This window comes from Bacillus sp. FSL K6-1005, assembly GCF_038000225.1.
GTDB classification, from domain to species: domain Bacteria; phylum Bacillota; class Bacilli; order Bacillales; family Bacillaceae; genus Bacillus; species Bacillus mojavensis.
Genome location: NZ_JBBOBP010000001.1, coordinates 3,535,472 through 3,554,710, shown reverse-complemented (window position 1 = coordinate 3,554,710; position 19,239 = coordinate 3,535,472). Strand labels below are relative to the sequence as shown.

Here is a 19,239-nt window from a genome sequence, read left to right as displayed (position 1 = left end):
AGCAAAGGCTTCCCTTTGCTGCTACTTCTGCTGTTCTTTTAATAAACTGTTTGAACGACGCGCCTCCAGTGCTTCTCGGTTGGCGTCGCCCCATTCTTTCATTTGCAATACAATCGGCTCAAGCGTTCGCCCGAATTCTGTCAGAGAATATTCAACCTTGGGCGGCACCTGGTGATAAACTTCGCGATGAACAATGCCATCCGCTTCAAGCTCTCGAAGCTGCAGAGTTAGCATTCTTTGAGTAATACTCGGGCAGATTTTGCGAAACTCATTAAACCGTTTCTTGCCATCTATCATGTGATAAAAAAGGATTCCTTTCCACTTTCCGCCAATGACATCTAGTGTAAATTCAACCGGACAGCCTTCTTTGTTCGGATAAATATTATTTTTCCGGCTCATGTTCGACCCTCCAATAGTACCTTTTTTGATACTACAGATCATTTTGCAACTGACCTACCCAGCATTTTACACACCTTTCCTCTTTCACTCAAAAAAAATGCTTTATATTCACATCAATTTTTAAGGGTTTGCATGATTACACCCGCAGCAAGACGTGTTAAACTATAAAAAGAATGTTTACACTACTTAAAAAAGGATAAGGAGTTATCATGGAAAAAATACTTATTTTCGGACACCAAAATCCAGACACAGATACGATCTGCTCTGCTATTGCTTACGCTGATTTAAAAAACAAACTCGGTTTCAACGCTGAGCCTGTCAGACTTGGACAAGTCAACGGCGAAACACAATATGCACTTGATTACTTCAAACAAGAAAGCCCTCGTCTTGTAGAAACAGCTGCAAACGAAGTGAACGGCGTTATCCTTGTTGACCACAACGAACGCCAGCAAAGCATCAAGGATATTGAAGACGTTCAAGTTCTTGAAGTCATCGACCACCACAGAATCGCAAACTTCGAAACAGCTGAGCCGCTTTACTATCGTGCTGAGCCCGTCGGCTGTACAGCTACAATCTTAAACAAAATGTACAAAGAAAATAACGTAACAATCGAGAAAGAAATTGCCGGCCTTATGCTGTCTGCTATCATTTCTGACTCTCTGTTATTCAAATCTCCAACTTGCACGGACCAAGACGTAGCGGCAGCAAAAGAACTTGCGGAAATCGCTGGCGTAGATGCTGAAGAATACGGCTTAAACATGCTGAAAGCAGGCGCTGACCTAAGCAAAAAAACAGTTGAAGAGCTGATTTCTCTTGATGCAAAAGAATTCACACTCGGCAGCAAAAAAGTCGAAATCGCACAAGTCAACACAGTGGATATTGAAGATGTGAGAAAACGCCAAGCTGAGTTAGAAGCAGTGATTTCTAAAGTTGTGGCTGAGAAGAACCTTGATCTGTTCCTTCTTGTCATCACAGACATCTTAGAAAACGATTCACTTGCACTTGCAATCGGTAACGAAGCGAACAAAGTGGAAAAAGCATTCAACGTCACATTAGAAAACAACACAGCCCTTCTTAAAGGCGTTGTTTCTCGTAAAAAACAAGTCGTTCCTGTGTTAACAGACGCGATTGCAGAATAATAAAAAAGCATCCCGCTCACGGGATGCTTTTTCTTATTCGCCAAGCTTTTCAATTTGCCCCATCACATCAGTAATTTGCTTAGCGTTTTGGACCAATTCGGATTGCTCCAATTCCTCAAGCGATACCTTTCCTTCTTCCACTTGCTGCAAGACGTCTTCCGCACTTTTTTGCAATGTGTCGTTATGCTCCTGTAGGGTGCTGTGAAGCTCCGCTGCGGCATCAGGCGGTGTTAATTCATTAAAATCAGCCGCTGCCTTTTGAATAGACTCAAGCTGTGTCTCTAGTTTTTCTTTCGCCTCAGTGTCATTTACAGCTTCCTCAGCCAATGCAGGCGCTTCCTCTGCAAACGTCTTCACCTTTTCCACATAAGCTGACGCTTCATTTGTATAATCCAGACCGTCATTCACCTGATCCAGTATTCCGCATCCGCCTGCCCCTAAAAGACCCACGCCGGCCAAAACCGTCAGAACCATTTTCTTCATTGTTTGCCCCCTTATCGTTTCTTCTTCATTTTTTCTTTCAAGATCGGAATCAATTTCTCTTTCGCTAATGGCAGCCCCTTCTTCACCAATTCACGTTTCAGCCATTTCTTCAGCTTAGACATAGTGAATCTCCTCTCCCTTTTTTGATAAAAATGAAAAAACTCCACCGATTTGGTGAAGTTCAGAAACAAAAAGACCTTCACCAAATCAGATTTGGCAAAGGTCTCGCTAACAATCAAATTGCCAGCAAAGCCGAGGACACCTAGTCCCGTAATGACGACTTTACTGTGAAAGCTACTCCCCTTTGGAGTGTTCATTTTTATTACTTTCATTCTAAAGCAATAGGCTTTTCCAGTCAAATTCCTGCTGTTCGTTTACATAAAAGATAGGTGTGGTATTTAAAATTTGAATGGTATTTACATCCGGAGATCATGCTATAACAGAGGAGGTTTTCATCATGAGTCAAGAGCGCGTGAAACGGCCCGGGCATACCAGGTGGTACATATCTTCGTTACTGAGCGGCATTATCATTCTTAATTATTTTGATCGAGTGGCCATTTCTGTAGCTGCCCCGGCGATACAAGATTCGTTTCACCTCACAGCAACTGAACTCGGCATTGTGTTTTCGATTTACACCTATTCGTATACACTGATGCAGCTGCCTGTCGGAAGTTTATTGGACAGGTTTGGCGTGGCCTGGGTCACTAGAATCGGAATGACGGTTTGGAGCTTTTTAACGATCATTCTCGCTTTTTTACAAGGAAAACTGCTCTTATATGTGTTCCGATTTCTCATTGGGCTGACGAGCGCATCGGCGTTCCCCGCCGCTTCCAAAGCAACCGCTCTATGGTTTCCCCCAAGCGAACGGGGTCTGGCGAACTCGCTGTTTGATTCAGCCGCCAAATTTTCAAACGTGATCGGTGCGCCGCTGGTCGCCTTTCTCGTCACAACATTTGACTGGCGGGTCGCCTTTTTAACGATCGGATGCATCAATGTGCTGTTTACCATCTTTTTCTGGCAATACTATGAGCAGCCCGAACGGCACAAACGCATTTCCAAAAGCGAATTAAACTATATTCAGAAACACAATACAATCACAACAGAACAAATCCCTTACAAAACGGGTCCGCTTTTAAAGAAGCTTTTCACTAATCGTAAAGTATGGGGCTTAATGATCGGATTTACAGGGTACGGCTATACATTCAACCTGCTGCTTACATGGCTTCCGACTTTCTTTAAGCATACATACGGAATGGATCTCATGTCATCCGGTTTATTCACCGCCGTGCCGTGGCTGATCTCTACCATTTCCGGCATTGTGGTCGGCGGCTGGCTCGTCGATTATCTTATCAAGAAAGGCTATTCCAACACCAAGGTGTATCGAACCGTAATTATTGTAGGGATGAGCTTCGGCTTTTTCTTTTTGGGCTCCATTCTGACCAATAATATAACCGTTGCGATTATCTGCATTTCAATCGGCCTCGCCGGCGTTTCTGCAACGGCTCCGGTCGGCTGGTCCATCTCCGCAGAACTGGCCCCGATTGGCTCCGTTTCCATGCTGAGTTCCATGGTAAACCTGGCAAATAACCTATTCGGAGGCATAATTGCCGCTTCACTCACGGGATATTTGTTTGATGTGACAGGTTCCTTTACGCTCAGCTTTCTGGTTGCAGGTTTTGTATTGCTGCTCGGACTGATTTTTTACGTGTTTGTGTTAGGGGATGTGAAAAGAATTAAGTTGGAGTAAAGAGTGCTTGTGTGAAAGCACTCTTTTTCTTTGATCATAAAAAAAGAGCCGCCAGCCTGATTTTTTAAGAAGCGGTGTGACGTATCATGCCCCTGCCGTACAAGAGCATGTCATGAATCATATTACGTTCCTGAATCAAAACGGACATCCCACAAGCAAAGAAGATTACGTAAAACAAACGCGATTTTTTATGCAGGATGATTTTCATCGAGGAATGTTAGAAGAGCAGCAAACCGGTTTATCTTATTATCTGACCGTCGTTGCAGAACACCTGTAGCGTGAGTCTTTGCCACTAACGCATTCTCTCTGCTCAAGTTGCGGCACCGCCAACAATCGATACATTCTGCCGGTCAACGCCGAAATTCCGCCCGTTCCATTTCAATACGGTTTGAACATATCCCAATGAGTCGGCGTTATACCTTCCGGCGATCCGCTGATACGCCAGCAATTCGTATACGCCGTCTCTGTTGAAATCAACCGGATACAAGCCGGATAAAGGATTCACCCAGCCTTCTATCGGCGCTTTTAAAACACCCTGATTCGTATAGATCTCATTCAAATAGTCTCTGCCTTTGTAAGTAAGATCCAGTATATATTGGTCATGCTGGCGTTGACTGATCACGCTCGCTTTATATTGATTTTGATAGCTCACACTGTACTTGAATTCATCATTAAACGAATCAGAATTGAAAATCTGCCTGAACTGCCGGTTCATATAAGCAAACACATACGCATATATAGAGCCTCCACTTCCCCCGGTATCAATTACAACAGCCACATCTTCCGTTTTATTGCCTGTCACATCAGCCAGAAATAGTGAAGGATTGTACCCGATATTGTTATGAAGCTGAATTTGCCGTTCCTGATGTGTCTTGCCGTCACGTATCACCAAAGTGATATTTCTCCATAGCGGACTGCCTGACGTTTGATTGCCAGTAAGGAAGACTTCATCAGCGACTCCATCTCCCGTCACATCACCCCGCGCTGAAGTAATAATAGCGCGCGAGAAAACGGGCTGCCTATATCCATATGGATACTGGTAAAGCGTTGATTCTCCACCATGATAAACCCAATAAGGTGCCATTCTGCTGTTGTATGGATTCAATTGAATTCACCCTTTCCTATTCACCTTCATGAATCATGATATGCAGGAAAAGGACACAGCAGATCACATGCAGCCCGTCTTGTTTCAGAATGTCTAAGCACTATAAACTACATTAAATCCGTACCATATGAATTATCAATTGCGCAAAGCCACTCACCTTGCATATTCTTCTTAAACACATAGGTCGCCCTTCTTTCCATCGCATACTCGGAATCCTTTTTATCCGAATCAAGCAGCGTTTGAGAAAGGACCAGTGCAGTGTCGCCTGCTTCCAAAATGACCATTTTCCCTTGTGTCGGGACAAGATGATGATTGAAATAATTTGCGATCGCAATAAACGCTTTTTTGATTTCTTCTTTACCGCGTGCGATCCTGCCAGGCTTCACAACTAAAATGGCATCCTCTGTATAGTAATTCATCAGCGTATCAAAATCTTCGTTCCGGATTGCCGCATCACAAGCAGCAATGATCTCTTTTATTTGCTGTTCCAAAAGGTTCCCTCCCCATCATCGCGATTGGATATATTATACATTGTTTGAGCAGTTAATACCGAAAACAAAATGAAAAGTATACCTATTTCCTATATAATGCAAACAGCACGAATAAAACCTATATTTTACAAAGTTCCCGAGTGAAGGGGTGAACGATATTGTCTGTGGAATTCACATTACATGACAATAGACAGCATGAGATAAGCGCGGATTGCCAACATTGTTTTGGCTTGTGCTGTGTTGCCGCCTTATGCGAAATCGGCCGATTTTGCTTTTGATAAAGATAGCGGAACGCCTTGCCGCGATTTACAATCAAACTATCAATGCGCCATACATGAAGCTCTTAGAGAAAAAGGATTTCGAGGCTGGTCAGCTTATGAATGCTTTGGCGCCGGTCAAAAGGTATCCCAAATTATTTATGAGGGAAAGGATTGGCGAAACAACACGGAATCCGCGAAAGAGATGTTTGACGTTTTTCCAATTATGCAGCAGCTGCATGAGATGCTTTGGTATTTACATGAAGCTCTTTCTATAGAGGCAGCCAAGCCGATTCATCGTGAGTTACGGGCTTATTTCGAGCGCGTCATAGGAATCGCCTGGATAGAAGGCAGATTTTTATCCCCAGTGGCAGAGACCTTTAAACAGTATGTCATCAGCCATTTTTCTGATAAAGAGGAGGATCAATCATGAATGTGAAGAGAATAACGACAGAACATGATTTACATACAGCGTTTGCCATCAGAAAGACAGTATTTGTTGAGGAACAAGGCTGTCCAGTTTCCGATGAGTTCGATGAGTTCGATACACTCCATGGAGATTGCCAGCATATTCTGGTTTACCATGAACATCAGCCGGTTGGCACAGCGCGTGTGCGTATCGTTGATCACGCGGGGAAACTGGAAAGAATCTGTATTCTGAAGCCCTATCGCAAATTTGGATTGGGGAAAGTGATTGGCGATGAGTTAGAGCGTATTGTGAAAGAAAAAAGGATTAATACATGTAAACTTTACGGTCAGACACAGGCAGCAGGCTTTTATGAAAAGCTCGGCTATCAGACAGCATCAGAAGAATTTATATTGGATGGCATTCCGCATGTGCTGATGACAAAAGGAGACGTTTCCGGACAATAAATTGTTCACAAATTTGTCACTTATGAGCATGTGTGATTCATTGGTATACTAATCACCGATTATGGAGAGAAGGATTGATTGTATGCCAGCAAATAAAAAAGAAGGCCTTATCTTTGGCGTGATGATGTGCTTTGGGATGGTCTGCGTCATGTCGATTTATAATGCAGTGATCAACGGAGCCATACATGATTTTTCATGGGTTACAGCTTTTGAGATGATCATAGGATTCATTGTAGCGTTACTGTTAGATTTACTGTTAGTCGGACCGCTCGCAAGAAAAATGACATTCAAACTGCCGTTCGACAAGTCTAAGAAATTATATGTCGTCCTTGCCATGTCGACTTGTATGGTGGTTGGTATGGTACTTTGTATGTCTGTTTTCGGATTAATCACGACAACTTTATCGAATGGACTTAACGAGAACAGCCTATTCAGTGCGTACCTTATGATCGTTCTGAAAAACTTTATTTTAGCCTACCCCTTGCAATTGCTGATTATGGGTCCATTAGTCAGAGGGATTTTTATGAAATTTGTAAAACCAAAGCTCGCAGCTGCCGTTTAAATAAAAAAGGAGTGAGCGTAACACTCACTCCCTTTTCTCATTGATTTTCAGCACTCCGCCTCACGAATGAATGTAAAACAAGCTCCGCAAACGCCTCTGCGGCGGGCAGCTGCCATTTTTTCTTTTTGATTAGCATATGAGAGTAAAGCGGCTCAAAGCTTTCAGCATGATGAAGGATTTTCAGCTTACCCGCCTCCACTTCTTCTTTCACTGTCACATAAGGCAGTACAGAAAATCCAAGTCCGCTCATGACCGTTTGTTTAATCGCCTCGATACTCCACAACTCCATTGTTTGAAAGCTGCGAATGTCATGCTTCACTAGATATGTTTCAAACATGGTCCGATAACTGCAACCCTCTTCATTTGTAATAAAGAAATGACTGCTATTTTCTTGTTTATAGTCATCAAAATGGTCCGGTCCGTCATGACTGCCCACAAGGACCATCTTCTCCTCGGTTAACGTGTGATGAATGCATTTTTCAATATTAATTTCCGGATAGACCATTAACGCGATATCGACCCGTCCGCTTAATACATCCACCTGATTTTGTCCGCATGTCCCGTTGCTTAAGATGATTTTCACATGAGGATATGTCAGTGAAAATTCCCTTATGATCGGCCCTAGTCTGGAAATGGTTAAAGACTCAGGTGCGGCTACCTTTAATACTCCCTTGATTTCATGGACACTCTTCATATTCTTGATCTGGTCGTGGGCAGAAAGTAAATCTTCTGCCAAAGGGATTAACTCTCTGCCTAAATGAGTCAGCTTTAGATTTCTTTTTTCATACGAAAATAAAGCCCCGCCGATTTCCTGCTCAAGCGCTTGGATATGAGTGGTGATCGTGGATTGCGTATAACCCAGCTTAGCAGCAGCTCCCGTGTAACTTCCCATTTCTACAATGGCCTGGAACGTGACAAGATGTCTGATCTCCATACGTTTTCCCCTTCTATCGAAAAAAATGATAATGCTTTTTTATATTTCAATTTTATTTATAGATATCACTATCATACAATAAAAACTGCCCAATATGACTTAGCAAATGAAGGTGATTCAATGAGTATCATAGCTTTTCTTTCGTATGTGATTTTGACATCCATTACGCCTGGCCCAAGTAACATCCTAATGATGAACGAAGCGCGAAGGTTTGGCTTTATAGGTTCGTGGCGTTTCAATAGCGGCATCTTATCAGGTTTTGCAGCGCTCGGAATTCTCAGCGGTATATTTACAATAGGTTTGTACAATTGGATTCCTCTTGTTGAGCCCTACTTCAAAATAGCTGGTGCAGTCTATTTGCTCTATTTGGCCTGGCAGATCGGTTTCGCCAAAGGCTCAAAGAAGGATTCCGAGGATACGCACTCTTCTTTTTTATCCGGTTTCATCTTCCAGATCATCAATATGAAAAGCATTTTGTTCTTCTTAACATTAATGAGTGCTTTTATACTGCCGTTTCAGCATTCCATGACATCAATTATTTTTTATCTCTCATTGGCCATCTTTCTGGGCTGGTTCGCCCTGTTGCTATGGTCAGGGTTCGGCTCTGTTTTTAAAAAGCTTTTTGAAAAACACGATAAGGCCTTTCGAGTCATCATGTGTTTGCTGCTTATTTATTCTGCGGTAAGTATCTTTCTTTAGTTGGTCTCATCTGATACGAAAGCAGCTAGGCGGATTAATAATCGTTTAGTGGAATGGTTTACTTTGGGGAGGGATGATGAATGATAAAACGACTTGATCATTTGGTTTTAACGGTGAAAAGCATTCAGGAGACACTCCGCTTCTACACATCTGTTTTGGGGATGCAGGAAGAAACGTTTGGCTCAGGGAGAAAAGCATTGCGTTGTGGCAATCAAAAAATCAACTTGCATGAGGCCGGTCATGAATTCGAACCTAAGGCACAGCATCCATTACCGGGATCTGCGGATTTGTGTTTTATCACTGATCAACCGTTTCATTCCTTAATCGAACATCTAAGAAAAAACAACGTGATGGTTGAGGAAGGACCTGTTAAAAGAACTGGCGCCCTTGGCCCGATTATCTCTGTTTATATTCGAGATCCCGATCAGAACCTCATCGAAATATCAGAGTATGTAGAGAGGGAACATATCTAGTAGACATATGTAAAATTGATTTGCATGGGGAAAAGCAGGTTTCAAACCCTGCTTTTTATATGTCTTCAAAAAAATAAGTGGGTTGCTCATGTTTTTATTGTTTGAGCCCTTCAACGGTGACATTTTCTATTCAAATCTTAGATACTCAACTTAAAGTATTTCTCAAATGCAGCTTTTCCGCTTTGTGTAACCTTAATAGCTCTAGTTTTAGGCATACGCACAATCCATTGTTGTTCTAGCATCCTGTCTAATAATGCATGTCCCAAAGCTCCCGCTAAATGATGCTGTCGCTCGCTCCAATCTAAACAGCAAAGCGCAAAAGCTCTCCTCTTATTTCTTTGTTTTTCTTCGTCGACTCCAAAATCTTTTAAAAATAAAGAGCCTTCTGAAGTCACCTCATATTGTAAATCCACTTTTCGTAAGAAGCCTTGCTCGACTAATGAATGTGTCACTTGCACGCCGATATAACCGGCCAGATGATCATAACAGGTACGGGCATAGTGTAAATCACTTTTTTCTTTTGAATCATTGAAAGACTTCACTTTTGAATCAGGCGAAATACTAAGCAATTGTTCTATCACTTTTGCAGCATCGGCGTTTGCCAATTTATAATACCGATGTCTGCCATGCTTCTCTACACTGATGAGCTGTGCTTCAAGTAATTTATGCAGGTGGAAGCTGGCAGTTTGAGGCTTGATTTTAGCGAAATATGCAAGCTCTCCAGCAGGGTGTATTCTTCCATCCATAAGGCTCAAAAGAATAGAAGAACGCGTGGGGTCAGATAGTAACGAAGCAACCTTTGCAATATTAGGATTCATCATTCTCCTCCTTACATTCATATTTCGATGATAGTTGAAATGTTAAACCTTTACAATATGAATAAATAATGATTAGGAGGCATAATCGTTGAACAGTGAAAAACAAGACACTCTCCATTTTAAAGAAATCAAACCAAACATTATGTACTATGGCACGTCCACATTCCTTCTTTCCACTTTGAATGAAGATGGAACCACCAATATCAGTCCGATGTCTTCCTCATGGGCGCTTGGAAACTATATTGTTCTGGGAGTAGGCTTAGGAGGAAAAGCGATTGAAAATTTAAGTAGTCACAAAGAATGTGTCATTAATTTGCCCAGCCCGGATTTATGGAAAAATGTTGAAAAAATTTCGTCTTTTAGCGGAAAAAAGAATATCCCGCCTTTGAAGAAACAGCTCGGGTTTACGTACAAAAAAGAGAAATACGAAGCGGCAGGGTTAACACCTTTACCATCAATGACAGTAGCACCAACACGAATTAAAGAATGCCCTATCCAAATAGAAGCAGAAGTGAAGCATATTCGGATACCAGATTACGAACCATCATTTGCGATTGTGGAAACACAAGCTTTACATTTCCATGCCGAGGAAAAGATCATATTGAACGACAACCACATTGACCCTTCAAAATGGAGTCCACTTATTTATAATTTCAGACACTATTTTGGTTTAGGAAAAGAAATAGGAAAGACCTTTCGTTCGGAAACATGACTCAAAATAAAGCTTTTTTAATGGGAAATTGCGTATTATACCCCTTCTCTGTTTCAATGGAAATCGTTAGTAACAGCTTAAAGATAAAAACGGAGATATTGAAAATGAGAACTTTACATACGAGATTTAAACGTTTATTGAGATTAAGAGATTTTGAATTCTTTCAGGTAGAATGAAACGATGATGAGAGATGTGCTTTTTTATTATACGTTGATGAAAGATTGCCAGACTCTGAAGAAGGTAACAAAATTAATGTTTATTTGATTTCTCACTTTGAGCTACCTGATTCATCATATCAAGATGTGCTACGTTTTAATGATGATCTATTGGGTATGAAACATAATTGTTCATATGTAATGGACACTTTAGCTGTTACAGAGGAATTTGATTTCAATTTCCCATTTGATATGCTCGCTATACGTGAATATGTTCAAGAGTTATTGTCCATCTTAAAAATTGAAAAAGAACTCCCTGAATGTAAAGAAACGGATTTCAATTATTTATCTCAAGAGTAGTAACGGTTACGTTAAATGAAAATACCGTGTAAGTTTGGTTTTGATCTGTCTTTTTCTAATAGTTGTTTGTCGGGTGATAGTTTCAAATTTTAATGGTTCTGAGCCTAATAACAACTTTTCTCATTGTTGCAATTTAGATAAGATCTACCACTTATTCGAATACTAGATAACATTTTCAGTGAAAGACTATCTTGATAACGTACATTTAGCATGTGCTTACCATTAAATTTGGATATATTGTAGAAAGTGTTGATTGATTTGAACAGAGAAACATTAAAATTCATACTGATTTTATTTACAGTTTATGCTACCATCCAGGTTACAAATGAAATTGACTTTACTAACTATTGGTTTCTAAATAGACTTATTCAGTTTTTAATTTGTATAGTTGTTTTTTTAGTCATTACTTTAATGGTTCCCGAAAAAAAGAAAAAGTGAATTTCGTTTTAAAAAAAGAGCTCTCATTGAGCTCTTTTTTAAAAATAACACGCTAACCTTTCCACATGCAGTCAATTTACTTTACTACATCCCATAGTTAAGTGAGATAAGCTATTATTGTTTCTATAGTTTCATTAAAATTTAAAGAGCTTTCGAAGTATTGAAGATTATATTTTTGGCATTCCTCTTTTATTCGAATACTATCTGTTTTTATCCTCTCTAATTCTGATTTGATCTGAAAATGATCTAGATTTCTCAATCCGTCATTTTCTGTCATACTGGAGTGAAATTTCATTTTATCTATGTTATTTTCTATGTTTATTTCTGCTATTCCTATAAAACAGGTCTTAACATTCCCTAAATAGTATTGCTCAAACTGTGAAACGTGACTAGGGATTAATTGTACACCTTCTATTATGTAATCTATTTTGTTCTCAACCATAGCCGTCATCAAAGGATTAATTATTTTCCAGAGTCGTTGTCCATTTTTAAAATCACCATCAGTCGGATTAATGTCCATTTCTGGTACTCCATTTGCAATTCCCATCATTAAGTAGTCTAACGAGAAATAAGGAATTTTTGTTTCTGCTAACATTCTCTTTGCTGTAGTTGTCTTCCCACTCCTTGAAGAACCACCAATTAGATATAACATACTTCATCTCTCCTAATGAAAATAACTTCAAAAAGCGACCTCTGAAATAACCTGTATTTAATGCCAAGTTCGTATAGCTACACATTTATCCTTACGCTCATATCGTACTACATTACATTTAAGGAAGAATAGGGTAATTGGCTGCGGAGTTAAAAAACAAGACCAAGCAAGTAGCAGATTTATATAAGAAAAATCAAGACAATAAAGCTTAAAAAGCCGACGAGTTTTTTCAGATTCAGTTCTTTAAACCTCAGATAAATAGGCTAAAGAGACAAATTCATTTCACTACACGTGTTGCATTAATGAATAAGAAACTTAGAAAGAAGGTGATCCCATATCCACTAACAATAAACCCAACAGATTAGTCTCCATACTTACTCCAGTACGCGCACAACCCTGTAGACTGGTACCCCTGATGAGAAGAAGCCTTCGAAAAAGCAAAACGTGAAAACAAGCCGGCTCTGGTCAGCATCGGTTATTCGACTTGTCATTGTTGGCATTCTATTTGAATAACCATTTCTTATTCAGATGACGAATGAAAAAAGAGTAGACCTTTCAGTCCACTCTTAAATAAAGGATTTTTTTCTCTCACATTCTAAATATCCTTCTTTTGTTAATTATTGCCTATAACCTTTAACCTCTAATACTTTGCCATTAGTTATATTGCTTTAAAAAAAGGGAGTTACATCCTTACATGTTATTAGAGCGAGCCTATATTGCTACATACTGATTCGGTGTTTTTGTTCATTCTCTATCTCGGGCTGTATCTCCTTTTTTAGTTGATGACCCTCTATATCTACATTCGGAATGATTTTGTCTAACCACTTTGGTAAATACCAAGCTGCATTCCCCATCAACTTCATAATACTTGGAATGAGTGTCATTCTTACAATAAATGCGTCAAATAATACACCAAAGGAAAGAGCTAATCCATTTGCTTTGATAGAAGCTTCACCAGCAAAGATAAACCCTGCAAAGACGAATATCATGATTAGTCCGGCTGCGGTGACAACAGGTCCACTGTGTTTTAATCCAGCTTGAATCGCTTGTACTGGATTCTTTGTTTTTACATATTCTTCACGCATTCTGCTTACAAGGAATACTTGATAATCCATCGCTAAGCCAAAAAGAATACCAATCGTTAAAATAGGCAAAAACGCGAGTATCGGCCCTTTTTCAGGTATATTGAACAAGTCAATTAAGTTTCCATCCTGTAACACAAATACACAAATCCCAAGAGTTGCTGTCATTGTTAATATGAAACCTGCTACAGCAACAAGAGGTACTAGCAGCGAACGGAATACGATTGTCAGCAATATAAACGCAAAACCAACAATGAGTAAAGCAAATACTGGTATTGCATCATTAAGGCGATCTGAAATATCTATATTCACTGCCGTGGATCCAGTTACGAGCAAATCTACCCCGTTTTGATCTGCTAAGCTGCGCACATCTTGTACCAAATCCTTAGTAGCTTTATCGTTTGGACCTGTTGTAGGAACAACCGTAATAATAGCAAAATCGCCTTTTGCATTAGGCATTGCAGAAGTAACACTTGCTACATGGTCTAAATCCTTAATTTCTTTTACTGCATCTGCGAATGCTTCAGTTTTATTTTCTGGAACACTTGTGGCATCCGCCACTATCGTTAATTTGCCATTAAACCCTTCTCCAAAACCTTCGGCAAGCGAGTCATAAGCCCGGCGCTCGGGATTATCCTTAGCTTTCATTCCTGCATCAGGTAAACCTAGCTCCAAATGCATAGATGGGATACTAATGACTAGCAAGATGAGAATACTAAATACACTTAGAAGAATAGGGTTCTTTGTGACAAAGCGTCCCCAGAAATTTGTTTCAGCGCTTTGTATTTCTTTTTTCTTGTTTGCTTTCGGAATCATGCGTTTCCCTGCTATTGATAAGACGGCAGGCACTAATGTAATTGACGCTAAAACAGCCATGAGCACACTGAGCCCTGCTGTTAGCCCCATTGCAGACATAAAAGGAATATTAACGACAGTCAATCCGCAAAGTGCGACAATAACTGTAAGTCCGGCAAAAACGACAGCACTCCCAGCTGTTCCCGTAGCTCTCGCAATTGATTCATTTTTTTGTATACCTTCTCCTAAAAACTGGCGGTGTTTCGAAAAAATAAACAAAGCATAATCAATACCAACTGCAAGGCCAATCATTCCGGCTAATGAAAGACTGACGGAGGCAATATCAAACACTTGTGTTCCAATCAAAGTCAGCCCAATGCTTACACCTAAACCAATAAGTGCAGTTAAAATCGGTAAGCCGGCTATTAATAAAGATCCAAATGTAATAGCTAGAACAACAAAAGCCAAGACAATACCGACTATTTCTGATACACCGCCAATCTCCATCTCGGCTCCTGGTATATCTCCGCTTAACTCCGTTTGTAATCCTTCATCATCAGCAATGGACAAACTATCTTTCACATGTTTTATAGAGTAATCTTTTATATCATCTGCTGATGATTTGTATTTGATATCAGCATAAGCCACTGTCCCATCTTTTGCGATCGTTCCTGCATGAAAAGGACTTGCAATCGAATCAATGGAATCGTCTTTATTCATTTCCTTTAATGTATTCTCTATTGCTTTTTTTGCTGATTTTGCAGTAAGTTTCTCCCCATCGTTAGCACCGAATATGACCCGTATGCTCCCTTTATCAGGACCATGAGGAAATTCTTTATTGATCACCTTCATTGCTTTTTCCGAAGGCGTGTCTGGTATTGACATATCCTCAGAAAAACTAGGTTTTAATATGCCGGCTGCCCCTATCGCTGCAATCAACACAACGATCCACGCACATAGTACTTTAATGCGATGGCGAGCGACCCACCCGCCTAATTTATATAACATTCTTGACATCATAATCTCCTTTCAACACATTGCTTGATAACATTCCCCCTAATTGTAGTTCATAAGGAAATGAAAAAAACGTACATGCGGGCATGTACGTTTGGGCAACTTTTAAATAACCTGTGTTATAAATCTAAAGTTAAAATACCTCTCTGCATGGCAATTGTAACTGCTTCCGTTCTAGAATCCGCTCCCAATTTATTATAAATGGACGTTAGTCTTGACTTCACAGTTCTCTCTGAGATTCCTAAATCAAAGGCTATCGCTTTGCTTTTGAGACCTTTTGCAATCGCCTTTAGAACAACTATTTCCTTTTCCGTTAACTGAGTATCGCTGCTTGGTTTCTTCATTCTTTCAAATTGAATTTCTTGAAAACGTTTAAGAATATCAGGCTGCAGCAGCACTTCTCCTCTTAATGCTGCATCCATTGTATGAAATAGGGTTTCTGAGCTCGTATCCTTCAACAGATATCCTTTCGCCCCTAATTCAATTCCCTCAATCATCAAGTGATCTTCATTATAAGTAGTCAAAATAATAATGGGTATGTTGTGTTTTTCTTTTATTTGTTTAATCGCTTCTAACCCACTCATTTTTGGCATGTATAAATCCATAAGAATGATATCTGGCTTTAATTCATCTGTAAGATGGACCGCCTTTTTTCCATTTTCCGCCTCTCCGATTATTGTGTAGTTATCATTCGTCTCAATTAACAGCTTGAGACCTTCTCTCACAACCAGATGATCATCAACGATTAAAACCTTATTCATCTTCAATCTCTCCCTGATTTGACAAGATTATCTCGATTTGTGTGCCTATTGTTTTTGTACTCTTTATATCGAATTGGCCTTTCATTGCTCTGACGCGTTCTTGTATACCAAGAAGTCCATAATGACCTCTCTTTTTCCTGCCTCTTTCAACATCAAATCCTTTTCCATTGTCTCTGACGGTTAAATGGATGTTTTCTTTCTCATCCCAAACTGATACCCATATGGATTCTGCTTCAGCATGTTTTGCTGCATTTGTAAGACATTCTCCTATGATGTAATAACAATTTTCAGCAGTACGAACATCAGGCAATTGAGTTAATCTGTAGTCTAAAAAACAAGACAGACCTGTTGCATCTTTAAAATGATCCATTTGTAAGGTAATTCTTTCTTTTAAAGAACCGATTTCTTCTGATTTGCTGCGAAGATTGTCAATAGCTGAACGTGCATCAGCTAATGTGCTTTTCACTCTATTCATAGATTGTTGAATGATTTCTTTTGCCCTATCTGTGTTACCTTTCGATATATGAACATTAATAGCATCCAACTGCATATTTAAACTAACCAATCCTTGTGCAAGGGTGTCATGTAAATCCCGAGCCATACGCTGTCTTTCGTTTTGCAACGTCAGCTGTTCTACTTGTTGATGAGCAAGCTCCAGCCTTTCAAGAGTCAGCTGCGCTTTTATTTTTTCATCAACTTGCGCAAAAAATGTTGCAGCATAAGTGATAATGACAACCATGATAGGTACAGCGATAACAAGAAAATGCAAAAACTCGCCTTTGTGAATCTGATATATCGCATTGGCTGATATCAGAAGTAATAGATATACAATGAGGAACGCTCTTCTTCTATCTGCCATTCCTATAATCTGCCCAATCAAAAATGCATAAAGGCCAATGATGACCAGCATTAAGAAGCCCGTCATGACATTAGCAAGTGCATAAGTAATCAAACCTTGCAGTACAAAATATAGAATGACCTTATTCTTAACCCATCGATATGAGTGCCAATGCAGCAGAGTAAAAATAGCGATTAATATTGTAAACACATGAAGCAATAAAATAGACCAGCTCCCAGAAACAAACTGCAGCACGATAGAGGCTATATAGATCATGAGAATAAAAGCTAAGCCTGGTACTCTGAGAGCAAGCATATTTAATGCCCGCCTATCTCGTGAAACGTAGTTTTTATCAAAAGGTTTTCTTCGAAACATATTGCATCACTTCCTTTCCTTTGACAGTATAATCACAAAGGATTCACAATAAAAATAGGGACAATCCGGTCATATTTGTCATCTTATCATAAGAGCCGTCAGACATTTCATTTATCACCCAGCAAGGCAAGAAGGAAAACCCAACAAGATGCGGACTTATCTAGTATGAAAGATGAACAAAAGTAGAATTGCCTCAACGTACATAAGGATATGCCCTTATGTACGTTTTCTATATTCAATTTAAAAGTTAAAATATATGAATCAGAGCTGAAAAAACATTTGAAAAACGGTCCAAAATCCTAAAAGAAGTAAAGCAGAAGGGCTCTACAAAATGACCCATTAAAGAATAAAGAAACCCTATAGGGAAAAGAGGAACAAGGTATGTATTGGTTTTTTGGTGTTTTATTGTACCTTCTCATCGGTACTTGTATATTCATAGGAGTCATCAAAGACACTCAATCAGGTTCTTGGTTACTACTTGCATTAGCAGCTCCACTCATCATCTTTGGCTATCCTTACTTTTGTTCAAAGCAGCTTCTTTCCAAAAAATAAAGATATAGATTGTGATTACAGAGTTATTGAAAACGATGAAAAGGTTTGGACATAATGTTAAAATAACATTTCAAACTCAAACACATTTACCTTCAAGAGTGCCATTTTCGTTAGAATAACCAAACAAGTAATTTTGCAGTCCGCACTTTATGAAATAATTATTGATTGGTTCCCTTGGTGAAGAAAGAAAGCATTTGAAAAAGCAAAACGCGAAAACAAGCCGGTTCTGGTCAGCATCAGTTATCCGACTTGTCATTGGTGCCATGTCTATTAAAGTAACCAAATAGACAAGCCAAGGATTGTAGACTACAAATCCCGTGATTTTTTCAAAAGTGACATTAGAGAGAAGAAATTAACCGTAAGTAGTTGGAGGGATGATTGAAGTATGTTAACAAGAGAAGATATCTTTAAACACGTCAAAGAAAAGTACGGTTCATCGCCTGATTATCCGTGGAAGAAATACCCAAACTATGCTTCTTTGAGACATACATCAAACAAATAATGGTACGGTCTTATCATGAATGTTCTCCCAGAAAAATTAGGCTTGGAAGGACATGGCGAAATAGATATTCTGAATTTAAAATGCCCCCCTGACATAAGTGATGGCTTAAGAAATGGGGAAAATATCTTACCCGGATATCATATGGATAAGGAACATTGGATTTCAATTGTTTTAGAACGGACAGATCCAGAAAGCGAAATCTATAACTTAATCGAACAGAGCTTCCATTTAACCAAGTGAAGATAAAGAGTGTTCCTGCTAATCGAGCTGCAAAGAGTAGTGGGCACTTTCATTTTAGGATATTGTTCTTCACTCTGGCCACAAACGCAACTTAATCCATCTGGTGTGTGAATGGAAGAAGAATTTCTACCAACTTCTTATGTAAAAGGATGAATAGTTATGACAAATAACTTAAAACAGAGAAGAATAATTTTAGATTTAGCAGTTACTCTAGATGGTTTTATTGAAGGGAAAAATGGAGAAGTTGATTGGTGTATTATGGACCCTGATATGGGTTTTACTGATTTCTTAAATCAAATTGATACTATTTTATATGGTAGAAAAAGCTACGATTTATGGGGACAGTATATCCCCAAGTAAGAAGACCCTGATACGGAAAAGGAAATTTGGAAATTGGTTCATAGTAAAAAGAAATATGTTTTTTCCAGAACACAACATGAGATTGATAATCAAGCAATATTTATAAATGATAATATTCTTGAAGAAGTAAATAAATTAAAGAAAAAGCCTGGTAAAGACATCTGGCTATATGGTGGAGCGAGTCTCATTACAACTTTTATAAATTTGGGGCTTGTTGATGAATTTAGATTATCTATTCACCCTGTTGTTTTGGGAGAAGGAAAACCGTTGTTTATTGATTTAAAACAGAGGATAAATTTAAAAATGCTGAATACAAGAACATTTTCCTCTGGCGTTGTGCAAATCGTTTATCATTGGAATGGCTAAAAACCTTTCAGTCCAAAGTATATATTGTTAGGTAACACTCGACAGTAATTTTTCTTA

General features: G+C 39.3%; 19 protein-coding genes and 7 pseudogenes. 16 read left to right on the top strand and 10 right to left on the bottom strand.

The annotated features are described in order from the left end of the window. Positions 1 to 21: 21 nt before the first annotated feature. On the bottom strand, positions 22 to 399 hold the full coding sequence (locus tag NST16_RS18410; protein WP_010332613.1) for a winged helix-turn-helix transcriptional regulator: 378 nt from the start codon (positions 397 to 399) through the stop codon (positions 22 to 24). A gap of 209 nt (positions 400 to 608) precedes the next feature. Between NST16_RS18410 and NST16_RS18405 the strand changes: the two genes are divergently transcribed. After that, positions 609 to 1,538: a manganese-dependent inorganic pyrophosphatase gene (locus tag NST16_RS18405; RefSeq protein ID WP_340887882.1), complete on the top strand. Its 930-nt coding sequence runs from the start codon at positions 609 to 611 to the stop codon at positions 1,536 to 1,538. A 33-nt stretch (positions 1,539 to 1,571) separates the two neighbouring features. Here the strand turns inward: NST16_RS18405 and NST16_RS18400 are convergent, their stop codons facing one another. Beyond that, complete coding sequence (locus NST16_RS18400) at positions 1,572 to 2,021, bottom strand: DUF6376 family protein (RefSeq protein WP_010332615.1); 450 nt, start codon at positions 2,019 to 2,021, stop codon at positions 1,572 to 1,574. 436 nt (positions 2,022 to 2,457) lie between these two features. Here NST16_RS18400 and NST16_RS18395 point away from each other — a divergent pair, with 436 nt between their 5' ends. Together NST16_RS18395 and NST16_RS18390 are read left to right on the top strand one after the other, a co-directional pair. Further along, positions 2,458 to 3,768, top strand: a complete 1,311-nt coding sequence (locus NST16_RS18395; protein WP_168749532.1) for an MFS transporter — start codon at positions 2,458 to 2,460, stop codon at positions 3,766 to 3,768. Positions 3,769 to 3,817: 49 nt separating this feature from the next. Then, a pseudogene (locus tag NST16_RS18390) lies at positions 3,818 to 4,045 on the top strand (MerR family transcriptional regulator); the annotation flags it as partial. A gap of 33 nt (positions 4,046 to 4,078) precedes the next feature. Here the strand turns inward: NST16_RS18390 and NST16_RS18385 are convergent. After that, complete coding sequence (locus tag NST16_RS18385; RefSeq protein ID WP_339191828.1) at positions 4,079 to 4,873, bottom strand: hypothetical protein; 795 nt, start codon at positions 4,871 to 4,873, stop codon at positions 4,079 to 4,081. A 107-nt stretch (positions 4,874 to 4,980) separates the two neighbouring features. Beyond that, positions 4,981 to 5,364: a YybH family protein gene (locus tag NST16_RS18380; RefSeq protein WP_340887879.1), complete on the bottom strand. Its 384-nt coding sequence runs from the start codon at positions 5,362 to 5,364 to the stop codon at positions 4,981 to 4,983. 158 nt (positions 5,365 to 5,522) lie between these two features. On the opposite strand from NST16_RS18380, the pseudogene NST16_RS18375 reads away from it, so the two are divergent. The 4 genes and pseudogenes from NST16_RS18375 to NST16_RS18360 all read left to right on the top strand — a co-directional run. Continuing rightward, a pseudogene (locus tag NST16_RS18375) lies at positions 5,523 to 5,949 on the top strand (pentapeptide repeat-containing protein); the annotation flags it as partial. Next, positions 5,941 to 6,054 (top strand): annotated as a pseudogene (locus NST16_RS18370) (LysR family transcriptional regulator); the annotation flags it as partial. The pseudogenes NST16_RS18375 and NST16_RS18370, both read left to right, overlap by 9 nt. Beyond that, a complete protein-coding gene (locus NST16_RS18365) occupies positions 6,051 to 6,494 on the top strand; it encodes a GNAT family N-acetyltransferase (protein WP_340887876.1) in 444 nt (147 codons plus the stop codon). The pseudogene NST16_RS18370 and the gene NST16_RS18365, both read left to right, overlap by 4 nt. Positions 6,495 to 6,576: 82 nt before the next feature. Next, complete coding sequence (locus tag NST16_RS18360) at positions 6,577 to 7,056, top strand: DUF2798 domain-containing protein (protein ID WP_340887873.1); 480 nt, start codon at positions 6,577 to 6,579, stop codon at positions 7,054 to 7,056. Between the two features lie 37 nt (positions 7,057 to 7,093). On the opposite strand, the gene NST16_RS18355 is transcribed toward NST16_RS18360, so the two are convergent. Further along, entirely contained in the window at positions 7,094 to 7,990 is an 897-nt protein-coding gene (locus NST16_RS18355) for a LysR family transcriptional regulator (protein WP_340887871.1), read from the bottom strand. A gap of 120 nt (positions 7,991 to 8,110) precedes the next feature. Between NST16_RS18355 and NST16_RS18350 the strand changes: the two genes are divergently transcribed. Both NST16_RS18350 and NST16_RS18345 read left to right on the top strand, forming a co-directional pair. Then, on the top strand, positions 8,111 to 8,689 hold the full coding sequence (locus NST16_RS18350) for a LysE family translocator (RefSeq protein WP_168749286.1): 579 nt from the start codon (positions 8,111 to 8,113) through the stop codon (positions 8,687 to 8,689). Between the two features lie 80 nt (positions 8,690 to 8,769). Beyond that, entirely contained in the window at positions 8,770 to 9,162 is a 393-nt protein-coding gene (locus tag NST16_RS18345; RefSeq protein ID WP_340887870.1) for a VOC family protein, read from the top strand. Positions 9,163 to 9,299: 137 nt separating this feature from the next. Here NST16_RS18345 and NST16_RS18340 read toward each other — a convergent pair whose 3' ends face one another. Next, positions 9,300 to 9,980 carry an ArsR/SmtB family transcription factor gene (locus NST16_RS18340; RefSeq protein ID WP_326227614.1) on the bottom strand — a complete coding sequence of 227 codons (681 nt, stop codon included), beginning with the start codon at positions 9,978 to 9,980 and terminating at the stop codon, positions 9,300 to 9,302. 88 nt (positions 9,981 to 10,068) lie between these two features. Between NST16_RS18340 and NST16_RS18335 the strand changes: the two genes are divergently transcribed. Beyond that, on the top strand, positions 10,069 to 10,692 hold the full coding sequence (locus NST16_RS18335) for a flavin reductase family protein (RefSeq protein WP_168749290.1): 624 nt from the start codon (positions 10,069 to 10,071) through the stop codon (positions 10,690 to 10,692). 221 nt (positions 10,693 to 10,913) lie between these two features. Continuing rightward, on the top strand, positions 10,914 to 11,207 hold the full coding sequence (locus NST16_RS18330; protein ID WP_340887867.1) for a hypothetical protein: 294 nt from the start codon (positions 10,914 to 10,916) through the stop codon (positions 11,205 to 11,207). A 535-nt stretch (positions 11,208 to 11,742) separates the two neighbouring features. On the opposite strand, the gene NST16_RS18325 is transcribed toward NST16_RS18330, so the two are convergent. Next, on the bottom strand, positions 11,743 to 12,297 hold the full coding sequence (locus NST16_RS18325) for a hypothetical protein (protein ID WP_010332631.1): 555 nt from the start codon (positions 12,295 to 12,297) through the stop codon (positions 11,743 to 11,745). Positions 12,298 to 12,631: 334 nt separating this feature from the next. Here NST16_RS18325 and NST16_RS18320 point away from each other — a divergent pair. Then, positions 12,632 to 12,797, top strand: a pseudogene (locus NST16_RS18320) (DUF255 domain-containing protein); the annotation flags it as partial. 219 nt (positions 12,798 to 13,016) lie between these two features. Here NST16_RS18320 and NST16_RS18315 read toward each other — a convergent pair. From NST16_RS18315 to NST16_RS18305, 3 genes are all read right to left on the bottom strand, one after another. Then, positions 13,017 to 15,191, bottom strand: coding sequence for an MMPL family transporter (locus NST16_RS18315; protein ID WP_340888421.1), 2,175 nt, complete (start codon positions 15,189 to 15,191; stop codon positions 13,017 to 13,019). Between the two features lie 116 nt (positions 15,192 to 15,307). Next, the gene (locus NST16_RS18310; RefSeq protein ID WP_010332633.1) at positions 15,308 to 15,949 is read right to left on the bottom strand and encodes a response regulator; all 642 of its coding nucleotides are present in this window, start codon (positions 15,947 to 15,949) and stop codon (positions 15,308 to 15,310) included. Then, entirely contained in the window at positions 15,942 to 17,162 is a 1,221-nt protein-coding gene (locus NST16_RS18305) for a sensor histidine kinase (protein WP_168749295.1), read from the bottom strand. The genes NST16_RS18310 and NST16_RS18305 overlap by 8 nt, the downstream gene beginning before the upstream one ends. A gap of 381 nt (positions 17,163 to 17,543) precedes the next feature. Here NST16_RS18305 and NST16_RS18300 point away from each other — a divergent pair, with 381 nt between their 5' ends. From NST16_RS18300 to NST16_RS18285, 4 genes and pseudogenes are all read left to right on the top strand, one after another. Further along, on the top strand, positions 17,544 to 17,714 hold the full coding sequence (locus NST16_RS18300; protein ID WP_333513699.1) for a hypothetical protein: 171 nt from the start codon (positions 17,544 to 17,546) through the stop codon (positions 17,712 to 17,714). A gap of 160 nt (positions 17,715 to 17,874) precedes the next feature. After that, positions 17,875 to 17,982 (top strand): annotated as a pseudogene (locus tag NST16_RS18295) (DUF255 domain-containing protein); the annotation flags it as partial. 117 nt (positions 17,983 to 18,099) lie between these two features. Continuing rightward, a pseudogene (locus tag NST16_RS18290) lies at positions 18,100 to 18,456 on the top strand (MmcQ/YjbR family DNA-binding protein). Positions 18,457 to 18,615: 159 nt separating this feature from the next. Continuing rightward, positions 18,616 to 19,182 (top strand): annotated as a pseudogene (locus tag NST16_RS18285) (dihydrofolate reductase family protein). Positions 19,183 to 19,239 lie beyond the last annotated feature (57 nt).

What these genes read in the sequence shown, in the direction of transcription:
- NST16_RS18345 (WP_340887870.1), top strand. Translation starts at nt 8,770, where the DNA reads ATGATAAAACGACTTGATCATTTGGTTTTAACGGTGAAAAGCATTCAG.
- NST16_RS18340 (WP_326227614.1), bottom strand. Translation starts at nt 9,980, where the DNA reads ATGAATCCTAATATTGCAAAGGTTGCTTCGTTACTATCTGACCCCACG.
- NST16_RS18305 (WP_168749295.1), bottom strand. Translation starts at nt 17,162, where the DNA reads ATGTTTCGAAGAAAACCTTTTGATAAAAACTACGTTTCACGAGATAGG.
- NST16_RS18355 (WP_340887871.1), bottom strand. Translation starts at nt 7,990, where the DNA reads ATGGAGATCAGACATCTTGTCACGTTCCAGGCCATTGTAGAAATGGGA.
- NST16_RS18365 (WP_340887876.1), top strand. Translation starts at nt 6,051, where the DNA reads ATGAATGTGAAGAGAATAACGACAGAACATGATTTACATACAGCGTTT.
- NST16_RS18410 (WP_010332613.1), bottom strand. Translation starts at nt 399, where the DNA reads ATGAGCCGGAAAAATAATATTTATCCGAACAAAGAAGGCTGTCCGGTT.
- NST16_RS18360 (WP_340887873.1), top strand. Translation starts at nt 6,577, where the DNA reads ATGCCAGCAAATAAAAAAGAAGGCCTTATCTTTGGCGTGATGATGTGC.
- NST16_RS18310 (WP_010332633.1), bottom strand. Translation starts at nt 15,949, where the DNA reads ATGAATAAGGTTTTAATCGTTGATGATCATCTGGTTGTGAGAGAAGGT.
- NST16_RS18350 (WP_168749286.1), top strand. Translation starts at nt 8,111, where the DNA reads ATGAGTATCATAGCTTTTCTTTCGTATGTGATTTTGACATCCATTACG.
- NST16_RS18400 (WP_010332615.1), bottom strand. Translation starts at nt 2,021, where the DNA reads ATGAAGAAAATGGTTCTGACGGTTTTGGCCGGCGTGGGTCTTTTAGGG.
- NST16_RS18325 (WP_010332631.1), bottom strand. Translation starts at nt 12,297, where the DNA reads ATGTTATATCTAATTGGTGGTTCTTCAAGGAGTGGGAAGACAACTACA.
- NST16_RS18300 (WP_333513699.1), top strand. Translation starts at nt 17,544, where the DNA reads ATGTATTGGTTTTTTGGTGTTTTATTGTACCTTCTCATCGGTACTTGT.
- NST16_RS18405 (WP_340887882.1), top strand. Translation starts at nt 609, where the DNA reads ATGGAAAAAATACTTATTTTCGGACACCAAAATCCAGACACAGATACG.
- NST16_RS18315 (WP_340888421.1), bottom strand. Translation starts at nt 15,191, where the DNA reads ATGTCAAGAATGTTATATAAATTAGGCGGGTGGGTCGCTCGCCATCGC.